The sequence below is a fragment of the Enterococcus sp. ZQ21 genome (genome assembly GCF_030053755.1).
Taxonomy (GTDB): domain Bacteria; phylum Bacillota; class Bacilli; order Lactobacillales; family Enterococcaceae; genus Enterococcus_B; species Enterococcus_B lactis.
Window position 1 is genome coordinate 361,542 of record NZ_CP125658.1, and the last position, 17,627, is coordinate 379,168.

At 39.3% G+C, this 17,627-nt stretch carries 14 protein-coding genes; 12 read left to right on the forward strand and 2 right to left on the reverse strand.

Annotation, left to right across the window (positions count from 1 at the left end):
- Positions 1–18: 18 nt before the first annotated feature.
- From QK255_RS01770 to QK255_RS01810, 9 genes are all read left to right on the forward strand, one after another.
- Complete coding sequence (locus QK255_RS01770; protein ID WP_002292552.1) at positions 19–1,110, forward strand: NADH-dependent flavin oxidoreductase; 1,092 nt, start codon at positions 19–21, stop codon at positions 1,108–1,110.
- A gap of 29 nt (positions 1,111–1,139) precedes the next feature.
- Positions 1,140–1,817: a type 1 glutamine amidotransferase domain-containing protein gene (locus QK255_RS01775; protein ID WP_002292553.1), complete on the forward strand. Its 678-nt coding sequence runs from the start codon at positions 1,140–1,142 to the stop codon at positions 1,815–1,817.
- Between the two features lie 352 nt (positions 1,818–2,169).
- Entirely contained in the window at positions 2,170–3,465 is a 1,296-nt protein-coding gene (locus QK255_RS01780; protein WP_002292555.1) for an NAD(P)/FAD-dependent oxidoreductase, read from the forward strand.
- Positions 3,455–4,915, forward strand: a complete 1,461-nt coding sequence (locus QK255_RS01785) for an AcpB/EbpR/MafR family transcriptional regulator (RefSeq protein ID WP_002292556.1) — start codon at positions 3,455–3,457, stop codon at positions 4,913–4,915. Before QK255_RS01780 ends, QK255_RS01785 begins: the two co-directional genes overlap by 11 nt.
- Before the next feature lie 136 nt (positions 4,916–5,051).
- A complete protein-coding gene (glpK, locus tag QK255_RS01790; protein ID WP_002292557.1) occupies positions 5,052–6,548 on the forward strand; it encodes a glycerol kinase GlpK in 1,497 nt (498 codons plus the stop codon).
- Between the two features lie 13 nt (positions 6,549–6,561).
- Entirely contained in the window at positions 6,562–8,385 is a 1,824-nt protein-coding gene (gene glpO / locus QK255_RS01795) for a type 1 glycerol-3-phosphate oxidase (RefSeq protein WP_002292558.1), read from the forward strand.
- A complete protein-coding gene (locus QK255_RS01800; protein WP_002292560.1) occupies positions 8,386–9,102 on the forward strand; it encodes an MIP/aquaporin family protein in 717 nt (238 codons plus the stop codon).
- A 305-nt stretch (positions 9,103–9,407) separates the two neighbouring features.
- Positions 9,408–11,336, forward strand: coding sequence for an endonuclease MutS2 (locus QK255_RS01805; RefSeq protein ID WP_002342276.1), 1,929 nt, complete (start codon positions 9,408–9,410; stop codon positions 11,334–11,336).
- A 121-nt stretch (positions 11,337–11,457) separates the two neighbouring features.
- Complete coding sequence (locus QK255_RS01810; RefSeq protein WP_002292564.1) at positions 11,458–12,012, forward strand: CDP-alcohol phosphatidyltransferase family protein; 555 nt, start codon at positions 11,458–11,460, stop codon at positions 12,010–12,012.
- A gap of 527 nt (positions 12,013–12,539) precedes the next feature.
- Here QK255_RS01810 and QK255_RS01815 read toward each other — a convergent pair.
- Both QK255_RS01815 and QK255_RS01820 read right to left on the reverse strand, forming a co-directional pair.
- Positions 12,540–12,854: a DsrE family protein gene (locus QK255_RS01815; RefSeq protein WP_002329633.1), complete on the reverse strand. Its 315-nt coding sequence runs from the start codon at positions 12,852–12,854 to the stop codon at positions 12,540–12,542.
- A 13-nt stretch (positions 12,855–12,867) separates the two neighbouring features.
- Positions 12,868–13,128: a metal-sensitive transcriptional regulator gene (locus QK255_RS01820; RefSeq protein WP_002292566.1), complete on the reverse strand. Its 261-nt coding sequence runs from the start codon at positions 13,126–13,128 to the stop codon at positions 12,868–12,870.
- Between the two features lie 169 nt (positions 13,129–13,297).
- Here QK255_RS01820 and QK255_RS01825 point away from each other — a divergent pair, with 169 nt between their 5' ends.
- The 3 genes from QK255_RS01825 (at position 13,298) to QK255_RS01835 (ending at position 17,487) form a co-directional block, all read left to right on the forward strand.
- A complete protein-coding gene (locus tag QK255_RS01825; protein ID WP_002336078.1) occupies positions 13,298–13,612 on the forward strand; it encodes a rhodanese-like domain-containing protein in 315 nt (104 codons plus the stop codon).
- A 1-nt stretch (position 13,613) separates the two neighbouring features.
- Positions 13,614–15,269 carry an FAD-dependent oxidoreductase gene (locus QK255_RS01830; protein WP_142644442.1) on the forward strand — a complete coding sequence of 552 codons (1,656 nt, stop codon included), beginning with the start codon at positions 13,614–13,616 and terminating at the stop codon, positions 15,267–15,269.
- 82 nt (positions 15,270–15,351) lie between these two features.
- On the forward strand, positions 15,352–17,487 hold the full coding sequence (locus tag QK255_RS01835) for a HelD family protein (RefSeq protein WP_002292570.1): 2,136 nt from the start codon (positions 15,352–15,354) through the stop codon (positions 17,485–17,487).
- The last annotated feature ends 140 nt before the right edge of the window (positions 17,488–17,627 follow it).

The window sequence follows — 17,627 nt, forward strand, 5'->3', positions numbered from 1 at the left end:
AATTATGGAGGAATGACAATGTCACAATTTGATCAATCAATTATTTTACCTTCAGGAGTTCAATTGAAGAACCGATTGATGCTGTCGCCTATGACGACACAACTCAGCTTCTTCAATGGAGTGATCACCGAAGATGAGATCACTTATTATAAACAACGTTCTAAAGGACTTGGTGCTGTTATTACTGGTGCTGCAAATGTCCAAGATATCGGAAAAGGCTGGCCAGGTGAACTGAGCATCGCTCACGATGAAATGATTCCTCGGTTAAGTGAACTAGCTAAAGCAATCCAAGGAGAAGGTGCAAAAGCGATTGTTCAGATTTTCCACGGTGGACGAATGACTAGTCGAGCTACTCTATCCGGAGAACAGCCTGTATCTGCAAGTGCAGTTGCAGCGGAACGACCTGATGCAGAAACACCGCGAGCATTAAGTGAAAATGAAATCAAAGAAACAATCCAAGCATTTGGCGAAGCCACACGCAGAGCGATTGAATCAGGATTTGATGGTATCGAGTTGCATGGAGCAAATACGTATTTGATCCAACAATTTTTCTCTCCGCATTCGAATAGACGAGAGGATCAATGGGGCGGTAGCTTAGAAAATCGCTATCGTTTTATTGACGAATTATTAACAACGGTTTTCTCAACGGTTGAAAAATATGCAAAAAAACCATTCATCGTAGGGTATCGTTTCTCGCCAGAAGAATATGAAACACCAGGTATCCGTTTTGAAGACACGATCTGGCTTCTTGAACGATTACGTGAGACAAAATTAGATTATCTGCATGTTTCATTAAATGCGTATGATCGAAGAGCCCGTTCTGATAAATACAGCGATCAGTCGATTCTTGAAGCTGTCCATGACACGATCCAAGGAAAGATCCCTTTAATTGGTGTCGGAGGCATCCGTACTCGCAAAGACGTAGAGCAAGTACTGAAATATGCAGAACTTGCAGCAATTGGACAGCAAATGATCGTCGATCCTGACTGGGCAGAGAAATTATTGGAAAACCGTGAGGATGAATTTGTAACGAAACCTTTTGAAGAAGCATATAAAGAGCTTTATTTGCCAAGTCCATTATATAATTTCTTGAAAGCACGTTATCAATAACTCAATTTTTATAGAAAGAGGATGGGAAAATGAAAGTATTGATCGTATTAACAAATGTAGAAAAGTACGAAAAGATCGAGCGTCCTACAGGTTTGTGGTTAAGTGAACTGACTCATTTTTATGATGTATTAGTAAAAAATGGGATCGATGCAGATTTTGTCAGTCCTAAAGGCGGATATGTACCTTTAGAACCGCAAAGTGTTTTGAATATGGATGAAATCGATTGGGTCTATTATAAAGATGAAGATTTCAGAAATCGGGCCTTGGGAAATACCTTACGTCCTGATGATGTGGATGCAAAAGATTATGCAGCAGTTTATTATGCTGGTGGCCACGGAACAATGTGGGATTTTCCAGAAGCAACAGATCTTGGGAAAGTTGCTTCACAAATCTATCGAAATGAAGGACTGGTCTCAGCTGTTTGTCACGGTGTTGTCGGATTGTTGCCAGTTACAGATGAATCTGGAAAGTCTATTTTAGCTGGACGCACAGTGACTGGATTCAGTAATGAAGAAGAGGAAGCCAATGGTACAACGAATGAAGTACCATTCTTAGCAGAAGATGCTTTGAAAGAAAAAGGAGCTGACTATCAGTCAGGTCCAGCTTTTTCAGAAGTCGTTCAAATCGATGGACGTCTTCTTACAGGGCAAAACCCTCAATCTGCTCATCAATTGGGCGAAGTAGTGGTTGAAGCATTAAAGCATTAAAGCATTAAAAATTGTCAGCATAAAAATGTTTTGCCTATTCTAACTATTACATTACACACGCTAAAACACGTCTTTTCGTTCTTTTCTGTTTCCTATTTGGACAGAGGTACGCAAAAGGCGAGTTTTTTGCCTTTCTAAGAGTACATTTTTTGAAACATCTCTTCAGAAATGATACTCTTCAATTAGGTCAACTAATTTATTACTGAGAAGCAGACCTAGTCACACGGTAGGATGGACAGAGTGTGTTCTGCTACGCTGCTATGGATCATAGGAATGAGTAAACATGGTTTAAGAACATTGTGATTTCAGCCCATGTTGGCAGTCGCACACTTAATAAGAAAGAGGAATACAGATGAACATTGTAATTGTCGGCGGGTCGTTTGCAGGGATTCATGCGGCTATTTATCTTCGCCAATTGATACCAACAAGTGAAATATATTTGATTGAAAAGCAATCGAAGTTAGGGTGGATTCCTAGCGGGTTCAATCTGATAGTAAAAGGAAAGGTCACCAGTAAAAAACAACTTTTTTGGATCACCAAAGAAGAGCTGATCGACCGCTATCGTATCCATGTTTACACAGAAAAGACGGTAATAGGATTGGAAGAAAAGAAAGTCGTTTTAGCAGGCGGAGACAAACTGGATTTTGATCGTTTGATTTTGGCGACTGGTTCAAATCAAAATTTTCGAAATGTTCCTGCAGAAGCAAGGTTCATTCACCCAGTTAAAAAGATACAAAACATAGCTGCTCTTCAGCAAAAGATCATGGATGCAAAAAAAATTGCCATCATTGGAGCAGGTCAAGCAGGGATCGAAATAGCTGAAGGCTTAGCATCAGGAAAAACACAAATCCATCTTTATGAAAGCCGAAAGTCGATTCTTTTTCGTTACCTAGACCCTGAAATGACGGAGCCGTTAGTAAAGGAAATGAAAAATCAAGGGATATCGCTTTTCTTAGAAGAGCAAGTCGTATCTTTGTCCGAAAATGAAACCGCTGTAGTAGAGACGGAAAGGAGAAGGGAAAACTATGATCTTGTTTTGCTGGCTAACCATTCTCGCCCCAACAATCAGATGTGGGAAGAACAATTAACATTGAATGATGATGGAACGATCTGGGTAGATGACTATTTGCAAACGTCTCAAAAAGACGTCTATGCAATTGGCGATGCAATCCAAGTCACTTTTCGCCCAACAAATGAAAAAATGTACGTTTCTCTAGTAAATAACGCTGTCCGTACAGCGCGAAATGTCAGCAAGACAATTAGTGGTTCTGCGACAAAGGATCAGGGAACCTATCGACCAGTTGGTAATCAGTGGTTTGGCTATTTCTTAGGAAGCGTAGGTATGACAGAAGAAGAAAGCATTTTTTATCCCCAAAAAATTGAAACAGGGTACGCGGAATACAAGCTTGCAGCAATAAACCAGAGCAAAGTCAAAGTCAAATTCCTATTTGATTCTGAAAAAAAGATTCTTGGAGCACAGCTCCAAAGCAGAAAAGAAATGTTCCATCTTCTTGATCAACTGACAATCGCAGTAGAAGAAGGCTGGACGTTCGAACAGTTAGAAGAACATGAGCTGTTTTTCCAGCCAGAATATCGTGTACCTAATATGGTGTGGTCAAAGGTGGCGAATACTGCCTATGAAGATTGAAGCATTATTAGAAAGAAAAGAGCAGTTACAGATCCTGATTTTGCGAAACCTTGTTCTGCAAGGGGGAACAGCCTCTATCAATGGATTGAGAGAGCATGTCCAACTGTCAAAAACCTCTTTTGATCAATATTTGGAAGATATTGAATTGATTGGACGGATGATGGGAAAAAAAGTAGAAGTACAGCGAAACGAGTATCAGGCGCTGCTTGTGTTGGACGAAGATGTCAGTTTGGAAAAAATTCTTTTGTTTTTATTACAGGAAAGCTTGAAGTTTAAAATGCTTGTCTATTTATTAGAACACCAGCAAGTATCCATCGTTCGATTAGCGACAGCGTTTAATATCAGTGAGTCTTCTGTTTTTCGAAAGATCAAAGAATTGAACCAGCTCTTAGAGGAATTTGGATTACAAATCAAAAACGGACAATTATACGGAGAAGAGCTACAGATCCGATATTTTTATTATGAATTATTCCAATATATCCCGGAAGATCAACGACCGCTTTTTTTGCAAAATACACCAGAAAAAAGACCATTCATTCTAGGATTGGGCCGCGTATTAGAAACGACGTTTACGGCATCAGCAGAAGCACAGATTGCTTGCTGGCTCGGGATCACGAAAAAAAGACTATTGAATGAAAAAAGTACGTACGAAACTTTGAAAGAAAAGAAATTACTCTATCAGTCGGACCGGCTTTATCAAGCAATCGATCCAATCATCGTGATGCATCTTAGTCGAACAGCAGCAGAACTGAATGTATACGAAACAATGATGTTTTACAGCTTTTTTGTTTCTTTTTCGATAGTCGACGAAGAAATATTTTATCAATATGATTTGACACGGAGCAAAAAGTTACCCACCGCTGTTTTGGATACTTATATTCGGGAAACGATGCTATGGCATTATCGTCCTCGTCGTTTGAAAATCAAAGAGGAAAAAGCAGTAGGCTACCAAATTTCACAAATCAACAATGAATGGTTTTTCTTTGTTGGAAAGATCGAAGTCTACGAGCGTGATCGGCTTTTGGAGCAGCAGCAAAAAATGCTTGGGCATTCCTTAACACAGTTATTGGAGAAACTACAGGAAACAGCGATGCAGCAATTGCCAAGGAAAAGCGCCGAAGACAGTGCACTTAGTTATCTGATGATCCAGTATGCCAATGTTCTTTTGATGATCGATTTTTATATTGCGAAACCAGTAGTGATAGGGATCGATTTAGAAAGTTTGCCTATTTACCGTATTGCTTTCCAACAGTATCTGATCAGAGAACTGAGAGGAGTCAGCGGTATTGAGATTGAAAGTTATGAAGAAGGAAAAAACTATGATTTGGTCATAACGTTTTGTCAGAGAAACAAGCAACAGAGTGAATATTATCTATCAGAATTTGCGTCGCCTTATGACATTATCCGATTGAAAAGAAGAATAGAAATGTTGAAAAAAGAAAAGAATTGATCAAAAACTAGCATCATAATAAAAAACTGTCAAAAAAAAGAAAAAAAGAATAAAATTTTGACAGTTTCTTTTTTTAAATGAGTAGTATGATAAAAGCAGTTAAAGAAAGCGTTTGCAGATAATGGAGGGAATCACAATGACAGAACCAACGTATATCATGGCGATTGACCAAGGTACAACTAGCTCACGAGCAATTATCTTTGACAAGAAAGGAAGACATATCGGCAGTTCTCAAAAAGAGTTCACGCAATATTTCCCGCAAGAAAGCTGGGTTGAACATGATGCAAATGAAATCTGGAATTCTGTACAGTCAGTTATTGCCGGAGCTTTCATCGAATCAGGGATCAAACCAAACCAGATTGCTGGGATTGGCATAACGAACCAGCGTGAAACAACAGTAATCTGGGAAAAAGATACAGGACGTCCAATCTATCATGCAGTTGTTTGGCAATCCAGACAATCAGCTGGAATTGCAGATAACTTAAAAAATGAAGGATATCAAGAATTTTTCCACGAAAAAACAGGACTAGTGATCGATGCCTATTTCTCAGCAACGAAGATTCGCTGGATTCTTGATCATGTAGAAGGTGCGCAAGAACGCGCTGAAAAAGGCGAGTTAATGTTTGGAACGATTGATTCGTGGTTAGTATGGAAACTGACCGATGGACAAGCACATGTTACTGATTACTCGAATGCCAGTCGGACGATGTTGTTCAATATCCATCAGCTAGATTGGGATCAGGAAATTTTGGATTTATTGAATATTCCTCGAGTGATGTTACCAAAAGTTACTTCTAACTCAGAAGTTTATGGTTATACGCAAGGTTATCATTTTTATGGAAGCGAAGCACCAATTTCAGGGATGGCAGGAGACCAGCAAGCTGCATTATTCGGACAAATGGCATTCGAACCAGGTATGGTCAAGAATACTTATGGTACAGGTTCATTTATTGTCATGAATACCGGTGAAAAACCGCAATTATCCAAAAATAATTTATTGACGACAATTGGTTACGGTATAAATGGAAAGGTTTACTATGCTTTAGAAGGAAGTATTTTTGTGGCTGGTTCTTCGATTCAATGGCTGAGAGATGGTCTTCAAATGTTGCAAAAGGCTAGTGATTCGGAAGCCGCGGCAAAACGCTCCACAAACGAAGATGAGGTCTATGTTGTTCCTGCATTTGTTGGACTGGGTGCTCCTTATTGGGATCAGGCAGCACGAGGGGCTATGTTTGGTTTGACACGTGGAACGACAAAAGAAGATATCATTAAAGCTACTCTGCAGTCGATTGCCTATCAAGTGAGAGATATCATCGATACGATGCAAGATGACACTGGAATCAAGATTCCTGTATTGAAAGTGGATGGCGGTGCAGCAAATAATGAATATCTGATGCAATTCCAAACAGATATCTTGAATGTACCGATCCAACGAGCAGAAAACTTGGAAACAACAGCACTAGGGGCAGCATTTTTAGCAGGATTAGCTGTCGGCTATTGGAAAGATACAGACGAGATCCGTGAATTTTATGAAGCTGGCAAGCTATTTGAAGTTCAAATGGAGGAAGAGCGCCGAGAAAAACTTTACAATGGCTGGAAAAAAGCAGTAAAAGCTACCCAAGCATTTGAATAAGGAGGAAATCCATATGTTTTCAAACAAGACAAGACAAGATAGCATTCAAAAAATGCAGCAAGAAGAATTGGATCTGTTGATCATCGGTGGCGGAATCACTGGTGCTGGTGTGGCAGTCCAGGCTGCAGCATCAGGAATCAAAACAGGATTGATCGAAATGCAAGATTTTGCAGAAGGGACGTCCTCTCGCTCGACCAAACTTGTGCATGGCGGTATTCGTTATCTGAAAACATTTGATGTGGAAGTAGTAGCTGACACAGTTGGTGAACGTGCAGTCGTACAAGGTATTGCCCCACACATCCCAAAACCAGATCCAATGCTTTTACCAATCTATGAAGATGAAGGAGCAACAACCTTCAATATGTTCTCTGTCAAAGTAGCAATGGACCTTTACGACAAACTGGCAAATGTGACAGGAACTAAATATGAGAACTATACCCTGACACCAGAAGAAGTATTGGAAAGAGAACCATTTTTGAAAAAAGAAGGGCTAAAAGGTGCAGGTGTTTATCTGGATTTCCGCAACAATGATGCCCGTTTAGTGATCGATAATATCAAAAAGGCTGCAGAAGATGGGGCTTATCTAGTAAGTAAAATGAAAGCGGTTGGCTTTTTATATGAGGGCGATCAAATCGTTGGTGTCAAAGCTCGTGATCTGCTGACAGATGAAGTGATAGAGATCAAAGCAAAATTAGTGATCAATACGAGTGGTCCTTGGGTAGATAAAGTACGGAACTTGAATTTTACGCGTCCAGTCTCTCCTAAAATGCGTCCAACCAAAGGGATCCATTTAGTCGTAGATGCGAAAAAACTGCCTGTACCGCAACCCACATACTTCGATACAGGAAAACAAGATGGGCGGATGGTTTTTGCTATCCCAAGAGAAAACAAGACTTACTTTGGTACGACAGATACGGATTACCAAGGAGACTTTACGGATCCAAAAGTCACACAAGAAGACGTGGATTATCTATTGGATGTAATCAACCATCGCTATCCAGAAGCAAATATCACATTGGCAGATATCGAAGCAAGCTGGGCAGGGCTTCGTCCACTATTGATTGGTAATTCTGGTTCTGATTATAATGGCGGAGATAATGGATCGATTTCAGACAAGAGCTTCAATAAAGTGGTTGATACAGTAAGTGAATATAAGGAAAATAAAGTTTCTCGTGCTGAAGTAGAAGATGTGTTGAACCATTTGGAAAACAGCCGTGATGAAAAAGCACCTTCTACGATTTCCAGAGGTAGTTCTTTAGAAAGAGAACCAGATGGCTTGTTGACTTTATCAGGTGGGAAAATCACTGATTACCGTAAGATGGCAGAAGGAGCTTTACGATTGATTCGTCAGCTGTTAAAAGAAGAATACGGAATAGAGACGAAAGAAATCGACTCTAAAAAATATCAGATTTCAGGTGGAAACTTCGATCCAACGAAATTAGAAGAAACAGTGACGGAATTAGCAAAAGAAGGAGTAGCAGCCGGTTTAGAGGAAGAAGATGCTACTTATATCGCTGATTTTTACGGGACTAATGCTCGACGTATCTTTGAATTAGCAAAAGAAATGACACCTTATCCTGGTTTGAGTCTCGCTGAGTCAGCTCGGTTACGTTATGGCTTAGAAGAAGAAATGGTTTTAGCTCCAGGTGATTATCTCATTCGTCGGACGAATCATCTGTTGTTTGAACGAGATCAGCTGGATGAGATCAAGCAACCTGTGATCGATGCAATTGCTGGGTATTTTGGGTGGACAGAAGAGGAGAAGGCGCAACAGACTAAACGTTTAGAAGCATTGATCGCAGAATCAGATCTGCGGGAACTAAAGGGGGAGAAATAAATGAACAGTGATATGACTCAAATCATGGGGGAGTTTATTGGGACTTTGATCCTAGTTTTGCTTGGAGATGGTGTGTGTGCGGCTGTGAATCTAAACAAAAGTAAAGCACAAGCTTCTGGCTGGATTGTCATCGCATTTGGTTGGGGACTCGCTGTAACAATGGCTGTCTATATTTCTGGATTCATGGGCCCAGCTCATTTGAATCCTGCAGTCTCTCTAGCTATGGCGATGACAGGGGCAATTAGTTGGAATCTTGTCGTTCCTTTCATCATTGCGCAAGTTTTAGGCGCTTTTGCAGGAGCCATTCTTGTTTGGCTTTCTTATTTGCCGCATTGGAATGCAACGAAAGATGAAAGTGCGATTTTAGGTACGTTTGCAACAGGTCCTGCTATACGGAACTATCCAGCAAATGTAATCACAGAATTAATTGGTACTTTTGTATTAGTTCTTGGGTTGCTAGCTTTTGGACAAAACGAATTTGCACCTGGAACGAACGTATTCGCTGTAGGTGGATTGATCTTAGCCATCGGTCTTTCATTAGGAGGACCAACAGGATACGCAATCAACCCTGCTCGGGACTTTGGTCCTCGATTAGCACATGCGGTATTGCCAATAGCTAATAAAGGAACTTCAGATTGGGCATATTCATGGGTACCAATCGCAGGTCCAATGATCGGAGCAATTATTGCGGTAGGTGTCTATTCATTAATGGTGTAAATCTATAAAACATACTAAGGTTTGACAATCAAAAGGCGTCTTGCTATAGTTAAGTGGAAAATAAATAAGACCTAGAAGAATGGGGAATGTTTTGTGAGTGTAGCTGGTATCTAATCAGTAAGTCGAATAGCCAATAAACAAGGTTTATTTGGTGTGCTTATGAAACGGTACCTGTCAGGAAAACAATATCTTTGTATTCTAATGAGGATAGGACATGACTTTTTTAAGCTGTGTTCTATCCTTTTATTTATCTCTAGGCCCTTATTTATTTTGGGACAGGTATCTCTTCAAGAAAAGGAGAGAGTATGAACAACGAAATGATTAGTCAATTACAATTTGATCAGATCAAAAAGGAAGTCCAAGCAAGAGCAATCGGAAACTATAGCAAAAAACGAATCAGTAAGATGACGGCCTCGTCAAACCTACAAACCGTCTTGGATCGTCAAGAAGAAACAAGAGAAGCACGCTTGATCTTAGAAAGTAGTCAGCATGTTCCATTTATGGGATTGCCGAGGATTGATGCACTGACAGAACAAGTCAAAAAAGGATTGGTTCTGTCACCGGCTGATTTGATCGAATATGCGGATTTTCTAAGAAGCAGTCGGATGATCACAAAGTTTTTTGATAAGAATCAATACCAGGCACCTTTGTTATTTGCTTATAGCAAGCATCTTCCTGATTTGATAAATGTAGAAGAGTTGATTGACCAAAAAATAAAAAATAATAAAGTCAGTGACGATGCTTCACGTAATTTGCGTAAAGTACGCAAACAATTACAAATAATAGAAAAAGAAATCCAGTCAAAATTGCTGAAATTCTTGCGTCATCCGAAAAACAAAGAAATGATCCAAGAAGCAATAATCGTTCAAAAAGGTGAATGCTATACGATTCCTATCAAAGCCAGCTATAAAAATAAAGTAGATGGGACGATCATCGATGAATCGAACAAAGGAACGACGGTTTTTATTGAACCGACTGTGGTTTCTAAACTGAATGAACACTATCAGTTGTTAAAAGCTGAAGAAATCAGTGAAGAATATCAAGTTCTGGCTGCATTGACTGGTGCTATTGCAGAAAATGAAGAAGCAATCGATTTATTGATCGAAACGATGACGGTATTAGATATCATTTTTGCTCGGGCAAAATTCAGTCGAGAAATCAATGGGATCACGCCTAAAATCAATAAATCAGAACATATCGTCATCAAACAAGGCAGACATCCATTTTTACCTGATCATGCGGTACCATTGGATGTTGAAATCGGTAAAGACTATCGAGGCTTGATTATCACCGGAGCAAATGCCGGCGGCAAAACAGTCGTGTTGAAGACGGTCGGTTTATTGACTTTGATGGCGATGTTCGGCATGCAAGTTCCGGCAAAAGAAGGGACAGAGCTTGCTGTCTTTGATGAGGTTTTCGTCGATGTCGGTGACCACCAAAATTTAGAAAATGCGTTGAGTACATTTTCTGGTCATATGCAAAACATTGCAGCTATTTTGAAAAAGATAAAAAGGAATACATTGGTACTTCTGGATGAGATTGGCAGTGGAACAGAGCCAAATGAAGGGGCTGCATTAGCGATCGCAATCATGGAATCTATGTATGAGCAGGGGGCATTGATCATTGCCACGACCCATTATGGAGAAATTAAGAAATTTGCTAGGGATCATGAAGATTTTGTGCCGGCTGCTATGGCTTTCGATCGGGAAGCACTTCGTCCTAAATATCAATTGCGTGTTGGAGAAACAGGAGAAAGCCAAGCTTTATGGATTGCTCATAAAATGGCTATGTCTATGAAATTGATCCAGCAAGCAGAGCGTTACCTGGAGGAAAAAGCCTATCGGACACAGAAAAAAGAATTTCCTCCTAAGACAGCAGGTATAAATAGGAAGGACAATAAAAAAGAACGCCAGCTCTTTGCAAAAGGCGATCGAATATTTGTGAATGAATACCAAAAAGAAGCATTAGTTTATGAGGATATAGGTGAAGATACGATTGCCGTATATTTAGAAAAAGAAATGATCCGTGTGCCTCGTCAGCGTGTTCGTCTGGTGCGTTCAGCAGAAAATCTGTACCCGACAGGTTACGATTTAGACAGTCTGTTTATCGATTTTAAAACACGGAAACAGCAGCGTGACCTAGAGCGAGGATCAAAAAAAGCCCATAAAGCGTTAGTAAAAGAAATGCGTAAACGACAGGAAGAAAGAAGAGCAAAAGATGAAAACAACAAGTGATTATTTCAGAACAACGCATATGATCAGTGATTGCAAAAAAATAACAGCAGTAAAATCATTGGTTTTATTCTCTATGTAAGCTAAAATAAAAAAAAGAGTGCTGAGGAGGTGGGACGGTCAAATGAAAATAAGCACAAACTGGCGTAAAGAAATCCAAACAATTCCGAATCTTTTATCGATATTCCGTATTCTCTTGCTGCCGATTTATCTTTATTTTGTGCTGAGACAGTCGTTTTATGTAGCAGGAGCGGTCATTGTTGTCTCAGGTTTGTCTGATTATCTAGATGGGGTCATTGCTCGGAGATATAATCAGGTAACAGACTTAGGGAAGGTGCTTGATCCGTTTGCAGATAAATTGACACAACTTTTTCTGATTTTGTCTATGGCATGGTATCGACCGTGGCTTTGGCTGTTGTTTGGTCTATTCTTGATAAAAGAAGGCTTTATGTTTGTAGCTGGATTAATCGGGCTATCTAAAAATATCAAATTAAGTGGTGCGAAGTGGTATGGCAAAGTAGCGACTGCTGTCATCTATGTTGGCATGATCCTTTTGCTGCTTTTCCCAGAATTACCAACGCTGTGGGTGAGAGTCATTTTTGCCGTCATCGCTTACGGTCTTTTACAATCTTTTGTCTTGTATGCTGTCGAGTACCGAAAGATGTTTCAAAGAAAATAAAGAAGGGGTGTGACCTATGTCGCACTCCTTTTTTTGATAAATAGACTCCCAATAGCTACTTCTCGATAATAAGCCAACCAAACCAAAAACATGAGAAGTTGTTTTTAAAATTATTTCTTGTAACTCGGAGTTAAATGGGTAGGCTCACAACCGCTGGGTAAACGGTGTTCAAAAGCCAGTTTCTCGGTATTAAGCCAAATTTATGCAAAAATGTAGAAAGCCGTTTTCACAAAATTTTTCTTCATACTCGAAACTAAGCGACTTTTTCACAATCTCTTCCTTAAACGGTGTTCAATCAGCTGACCTTCGGTATTAGCTCAAAAAACGGCAAAATATGAGGAGCTATTTTCCCGTTTTTTTCTCTAATACTCAGATCAAACCGCTGATTTCACAACCTCTGATTCACGGTGTTCCAGAAGTAACTTCTTCGAAAAATAAGCCGAAATGTTACAAAAATTTGAGAAGCAATTTTCGTCAATTCCTTCTTATTTCTTGAAGCTGATCACTTCTGTCACAACCTCTACTGACTAAGGCTTGATATAAGCATAACCTTGGGATTGCAGTTCAACTAAATCAAGTACACCTGCTGGTACAACGATTACTTGTTCAGGTAAAGAACTTTCTGAAATATGATTAGCACGCATAGCATTCGCACAAGCGTGAAAAACGACTTCTTTCAAATCTAAGAATTCTGCATTGGCAGAGTCTAGATAACCGGTAATTGCGATACCGTTGACGGAAACGACGATCGTCGTTTCAGGAGAAGCTTTTATCAGGTTTTTTACGTTTTTCCCTGTTTCTGACCATTTTTCTAATTCATCAATATGGAAAACGACTTTCATTGAAATCATTCCTTTACTTTTTAATAATCATCTTGATCGCTTGCTCTAATTTAGCCGCTTGTTCTTCTGGATTACTATCGGGATTTTCAAAGCAATTTTTCAGATTATCTGCAACGATCATTCCCATTACGCGATCAATGCTAGAACGAACAGCGCTTAATTGAGTGATGACATCCATACATTCTTTTTCATCTTCGATCATTTTTTGGATACCACGAATTTGCCCCTCTGTACGTTTCAAACGGTTCAGGATATTTTTATTCTCAATCTCCATAGCACATTCTCCTCTATTTTTTATAACTCGATAATACCCCTAATCGGTATTTTATGCAAATATAAAAAGCAGTTAAAAAAATGAAGAGTCATTCTGGTTGACAGAATAAGAAAGCTCCTGTTTAATATACCCCGTAAGGTATTTATAAAATATAAACGAGGTGCAGAAAATGAGTTTGTTATTTCAGCCAATAAAATCGATAACAGTCCCAGAATTAAAGGAAAAGCTTTTAGAAAAGTCAGTATTACTTGATGTTAGAACACCTGCAGAATACCGGGGTGGGCATATAAAAGGAGCTAAAAATATTCCATTACAAAGCATAAACAGATATGATGGAGACAAAGAAAAGACCGTTTATGTGATTTGTCAATCAGGGATGAGGAGTAAACAAGCAGCAAAAGAATTAAAGAAATCTGGTTATGATGTGGTGAATGTACGTGGCGGTATGAATCAATGGTTTGATCGAACAGTAGGAGGGAAATAAGATGAAAATCGTTATTGTCGGAGGTGTAGCAGGTGGAATGTCTGCTGCTACACGGCTTCGCCGATTAATGGAAGATGCAGAAATCGTTGTTTTTGAAAAAGGACCGTATGTTTCTTTTGCAAATTGCGGCTTGCCTTATTATCTTTCTGGTGAAATCAGTGACCGGGAAAATCTTCTTGTCCAAACGCCAGAATCATTATCCGCTCGTTTTTGTTTAGATGTGCGTCCAAATCATGAAGTGACAGCTATCTTTCCTGAAAACAAAACGGTAGAAGTCGTACATGAGGGTCAAAAACACTTGGAACAGTACGATGTATTGGTTTTATCTCCTGGTGCAAAACCAGTTGTTCCGTCGATTCCAGGGATAACAGAAGCCGACAATGTTTTTTCTATTAGAAATGTACCAGATATCGATAAAGTGATGCATGCATTAGAAAAACAGCCAAAGCGTGCCGTGATCGTTGGTGCAGGATTCATCGGATTGGAAATGGCAGAAAACCTAAAAAAAAGAGGTTTAGAAGTCATGGTGATCGAACAAGCACCGCATATTCTTCCGACACTGGATGAAGAAATGGCAGCTTTTATAGAAAAAGAATTGTCTCATCAAGGAGTAGAAGTGATTACTTCTCATGCTGTCGCTGGATTTGAAGACCATGGGAAACGATTGCGACTGGATGACGGGCGTACCATTCCTGCTGATTTAGTTATTTTATCCATTGGTGTTCGTCCTGATAACCAGCTAGCAGTGACTGCTGGAATCGAATTAGGTATACGCGGGGGTATCCTAGTAGACGAACGTTATCAAACGAATATTCCTGATATTTATGCGGTGGGGGATGCTATCGTTGTAAAACAGCCAATCACTGGAAAAGATGCACTTATTTCTCTTGCTTCACCAGCCAATCGTCAAGGTAGACAAGTTGCGGACACAATTTCCGGAATTTCTAGAAGAAATCAAGGCAGTATTGGCACAGCAATTATACGAACATTTGGAATGACCGCCGCATCCACCGGATTAAGTGAAAGAACAGCCAAAGAAAACGAGCTGTCTTTTGAAGTCGTTCATGTGTCAGGAAAAGATCATGCAAGCTATTATCCAGAAGCAACAGATATTTTACTGAAGCTGATTTTCCATCCAGAGACTGGCGAGATTTATGGTGCACAAGGTGTTGGGGCAAAAGGTGTGGATAAACGGATCGATATTTTAGCAACAGCAATCAAAGGGCATTTGACGATCTTCGATTTGCCGGAGTTAGAATTGACGTATGCACCGCCATTTGGCTCAGCCAAAGATCCAGTAAACATGCTAGGATATGCAGCAATGAACATTGCAGAAGGGCTTAGTGAAACCGTACAATGGCATGAATTGCCGACAGAATTAGCCAAAGGAAAAATTTTATTAGATGTGCGAACAGCAGAAGAATTGGAAAAGGGCAAATTCAAGGAAGCCAAACATATCCCTTTGAATGAACTTCGGGACCGATTAAATGAATTAGACAGCCAACAAGAATATATCGTCAGCTGTCATAGCGGATTACGTAGCTATCTAGCGGAAAGAATCTTGAAGCAGTCTGGCTACCACGTAAAAAACCTTGATGGTGCATTTTCTTTATATCAAACTGTCCGACCTGAAGAACTGATATATCCTAACAAATGATACTCGTTAAAAAGCTTGCATTCGACTCTTAAAAGAGGTAAACTAATCGGTTCCACCACTTTAAAAAAAGAGGAGAATGTGTATGGTCAACACACAAAAGCAGTTAGAAGAAGCATATCTGAAGAACGTGTATCAAAAGCTAATCGATAAAAGAAACGAACTGCGTGAATCGATGGATACGGCAAAAGTAGAAGGAAACCAGTCGCTGAAAGAAATGGCTGGCGAGCTTCGATTGAATTTTGACAGTTACTTAGATAACCTGGATACTTTTTCGATGATTGAAATGAAAAATAGAGAAATCGATCAGATGAATATCAAACAGAAAAACGCAGAAAATCAGCTAGCAAAGATCGAACGTTTATTGAAAAGTCCCTACTTTGGAAAAGTCGTTGTAGACTTTCTGGATAATGAGCCAAAAGAATCCTTTTATATCGGTACAGCAAATTTCACAGATGATGCAGATGAAAATCTTGTTTATGATTGGCGTTCACCAATTGCCGAACTTTTTTACAATAACATGATTGGCCCATCTTCTTATACGGTTCGTCAAAATAAAATCGATACGGTTATCAAAGAAAGACGTCAATTTATTTTGGAAAGAGATCGTTTGGTCAAGTTTTTTGATACGTCTGTAGCTATCCAAGACGATGTGTTATTAGAAGTGTTAGGTCAAGATGAGACCAATGAAATGAAGGCTATCACTGCTACGATCCAATCGGAACAAAACACAATCATTCGGGATGTGAAAAGTCAAAATATCTTGGTAAATGGCGTAGCAGGAAGTGGTAAAACCTCTGCTATCATGCAGCGTATTGCGTATCTGCTCTATTTATATCGAGATACGATGACATCTGATGACTTGCTGATTCTATCGCCTAATCATCGGTTCATCGACTATATTTCGAATGTCCTACCATCATTAGGCGAAAGAAATCCCCTGAATCTAACCATCTTGCAGCTAGTTTCACAGCTTTCAGCAGAGGAAATAGAAGGTGAAGAAGCTTATTTCAAACGTATCACCAAAGAAAATGTATCAGAGCAAGCAGAACACTTGCGTAGTAAAGAGTATATTGATGATCTGAAACGATCAGATCCTTTGTTTCTAGATCATCCTGATTTTATCCGTGGACTTACTAAAAATGGAAAAACAGTTCTTTCTAAAAAAACGATCGAAAAAATATATGAGAAAGTCCCTGCTCATCCTAAATTGATCGACAGGCTTCAAGCAACGAAAAAGGCACTGATGAGCGAATGGAAGAATCATCTTTTGAAACAAGCAAAAAGTCCTGCTGTGCAGAATCAGGTACTCTCGTTGACAGAAGATAGGCAGTTGAAATTATTCGGTGAATTGATTTCTGATGATTCGGAACAAAGTATCGCAGTTTATGCAAGGAAACTTTTACAAAAAAACTATCGAAAAATAACCAGACAAATCGAAGAAATGGCATGGGTGGATGAGCACCGATTGTTTGAAAGAATTTATGAAAAACGATATGGCTCAGCTTATGTTTGGTCACACACACATACTGTTGATGAAGCAGTCATTTTATTAGCTATTCATCATTTGCTTGTTGAAAAGGTAAATGTACCAGCGTTTCGCTATCTATTGATTGATGAAGTACAAGATTATACCCTGGCACAATTAGGTCTATTGATCGAATTATTTCCAAAAACTCACTTTACTTTAGTAGGTGACGAGAATCAAGCAATCTTTAATTCTTCCACTACTTTTGCTGATATTATGCGTTGTTTCGACGACTACCATCTGCCGATCCATCGGTATGATCTTAGAAATAGTTACCGTTCTAGCGGAGCAATCACAGAGCTTTTCAAAACCTATGCTGTGGATCAAGAGAAGATCGACATCGTATCGATCCGACCGCAAGGAAAAGAACCCGAATACCGCTCTTTTCGATCCTCTGAAGAATTGTTGGAAATACTAGCTGAGATTTTGGCTTCTCTAAAAGGAGAAAAAGCGGCAATTATCACCCAAACAGAAGAGGAAACCCAAACGCTACAAGAATCGATTAAAAAAAGTTCATATGGATTAGAAAACTGCCAGATCATCCCTTTGAGTCTAGCAAAAGGACTAGAATTTGATCATGTAATCTTGTATCCATTTGAAAACGATAGAGATGAGAAGAGAAGACGCAGACAAATGTACACGGCGATATCTAGAGGAATGAAAAGCATTGTCGTATTGGAAAGAGAAACATAATTAAGAGATAAAAAAATAAAAAGAATAACTGATAAAAAGAACAAAATATTTTTCATTTGCCGATGAGAAATGTTTTGTTCTTTTTCTTAGGAAAAATTTAGGAACACTTTATGTGAAAAGAAATGAAAAGTATGGTAAAC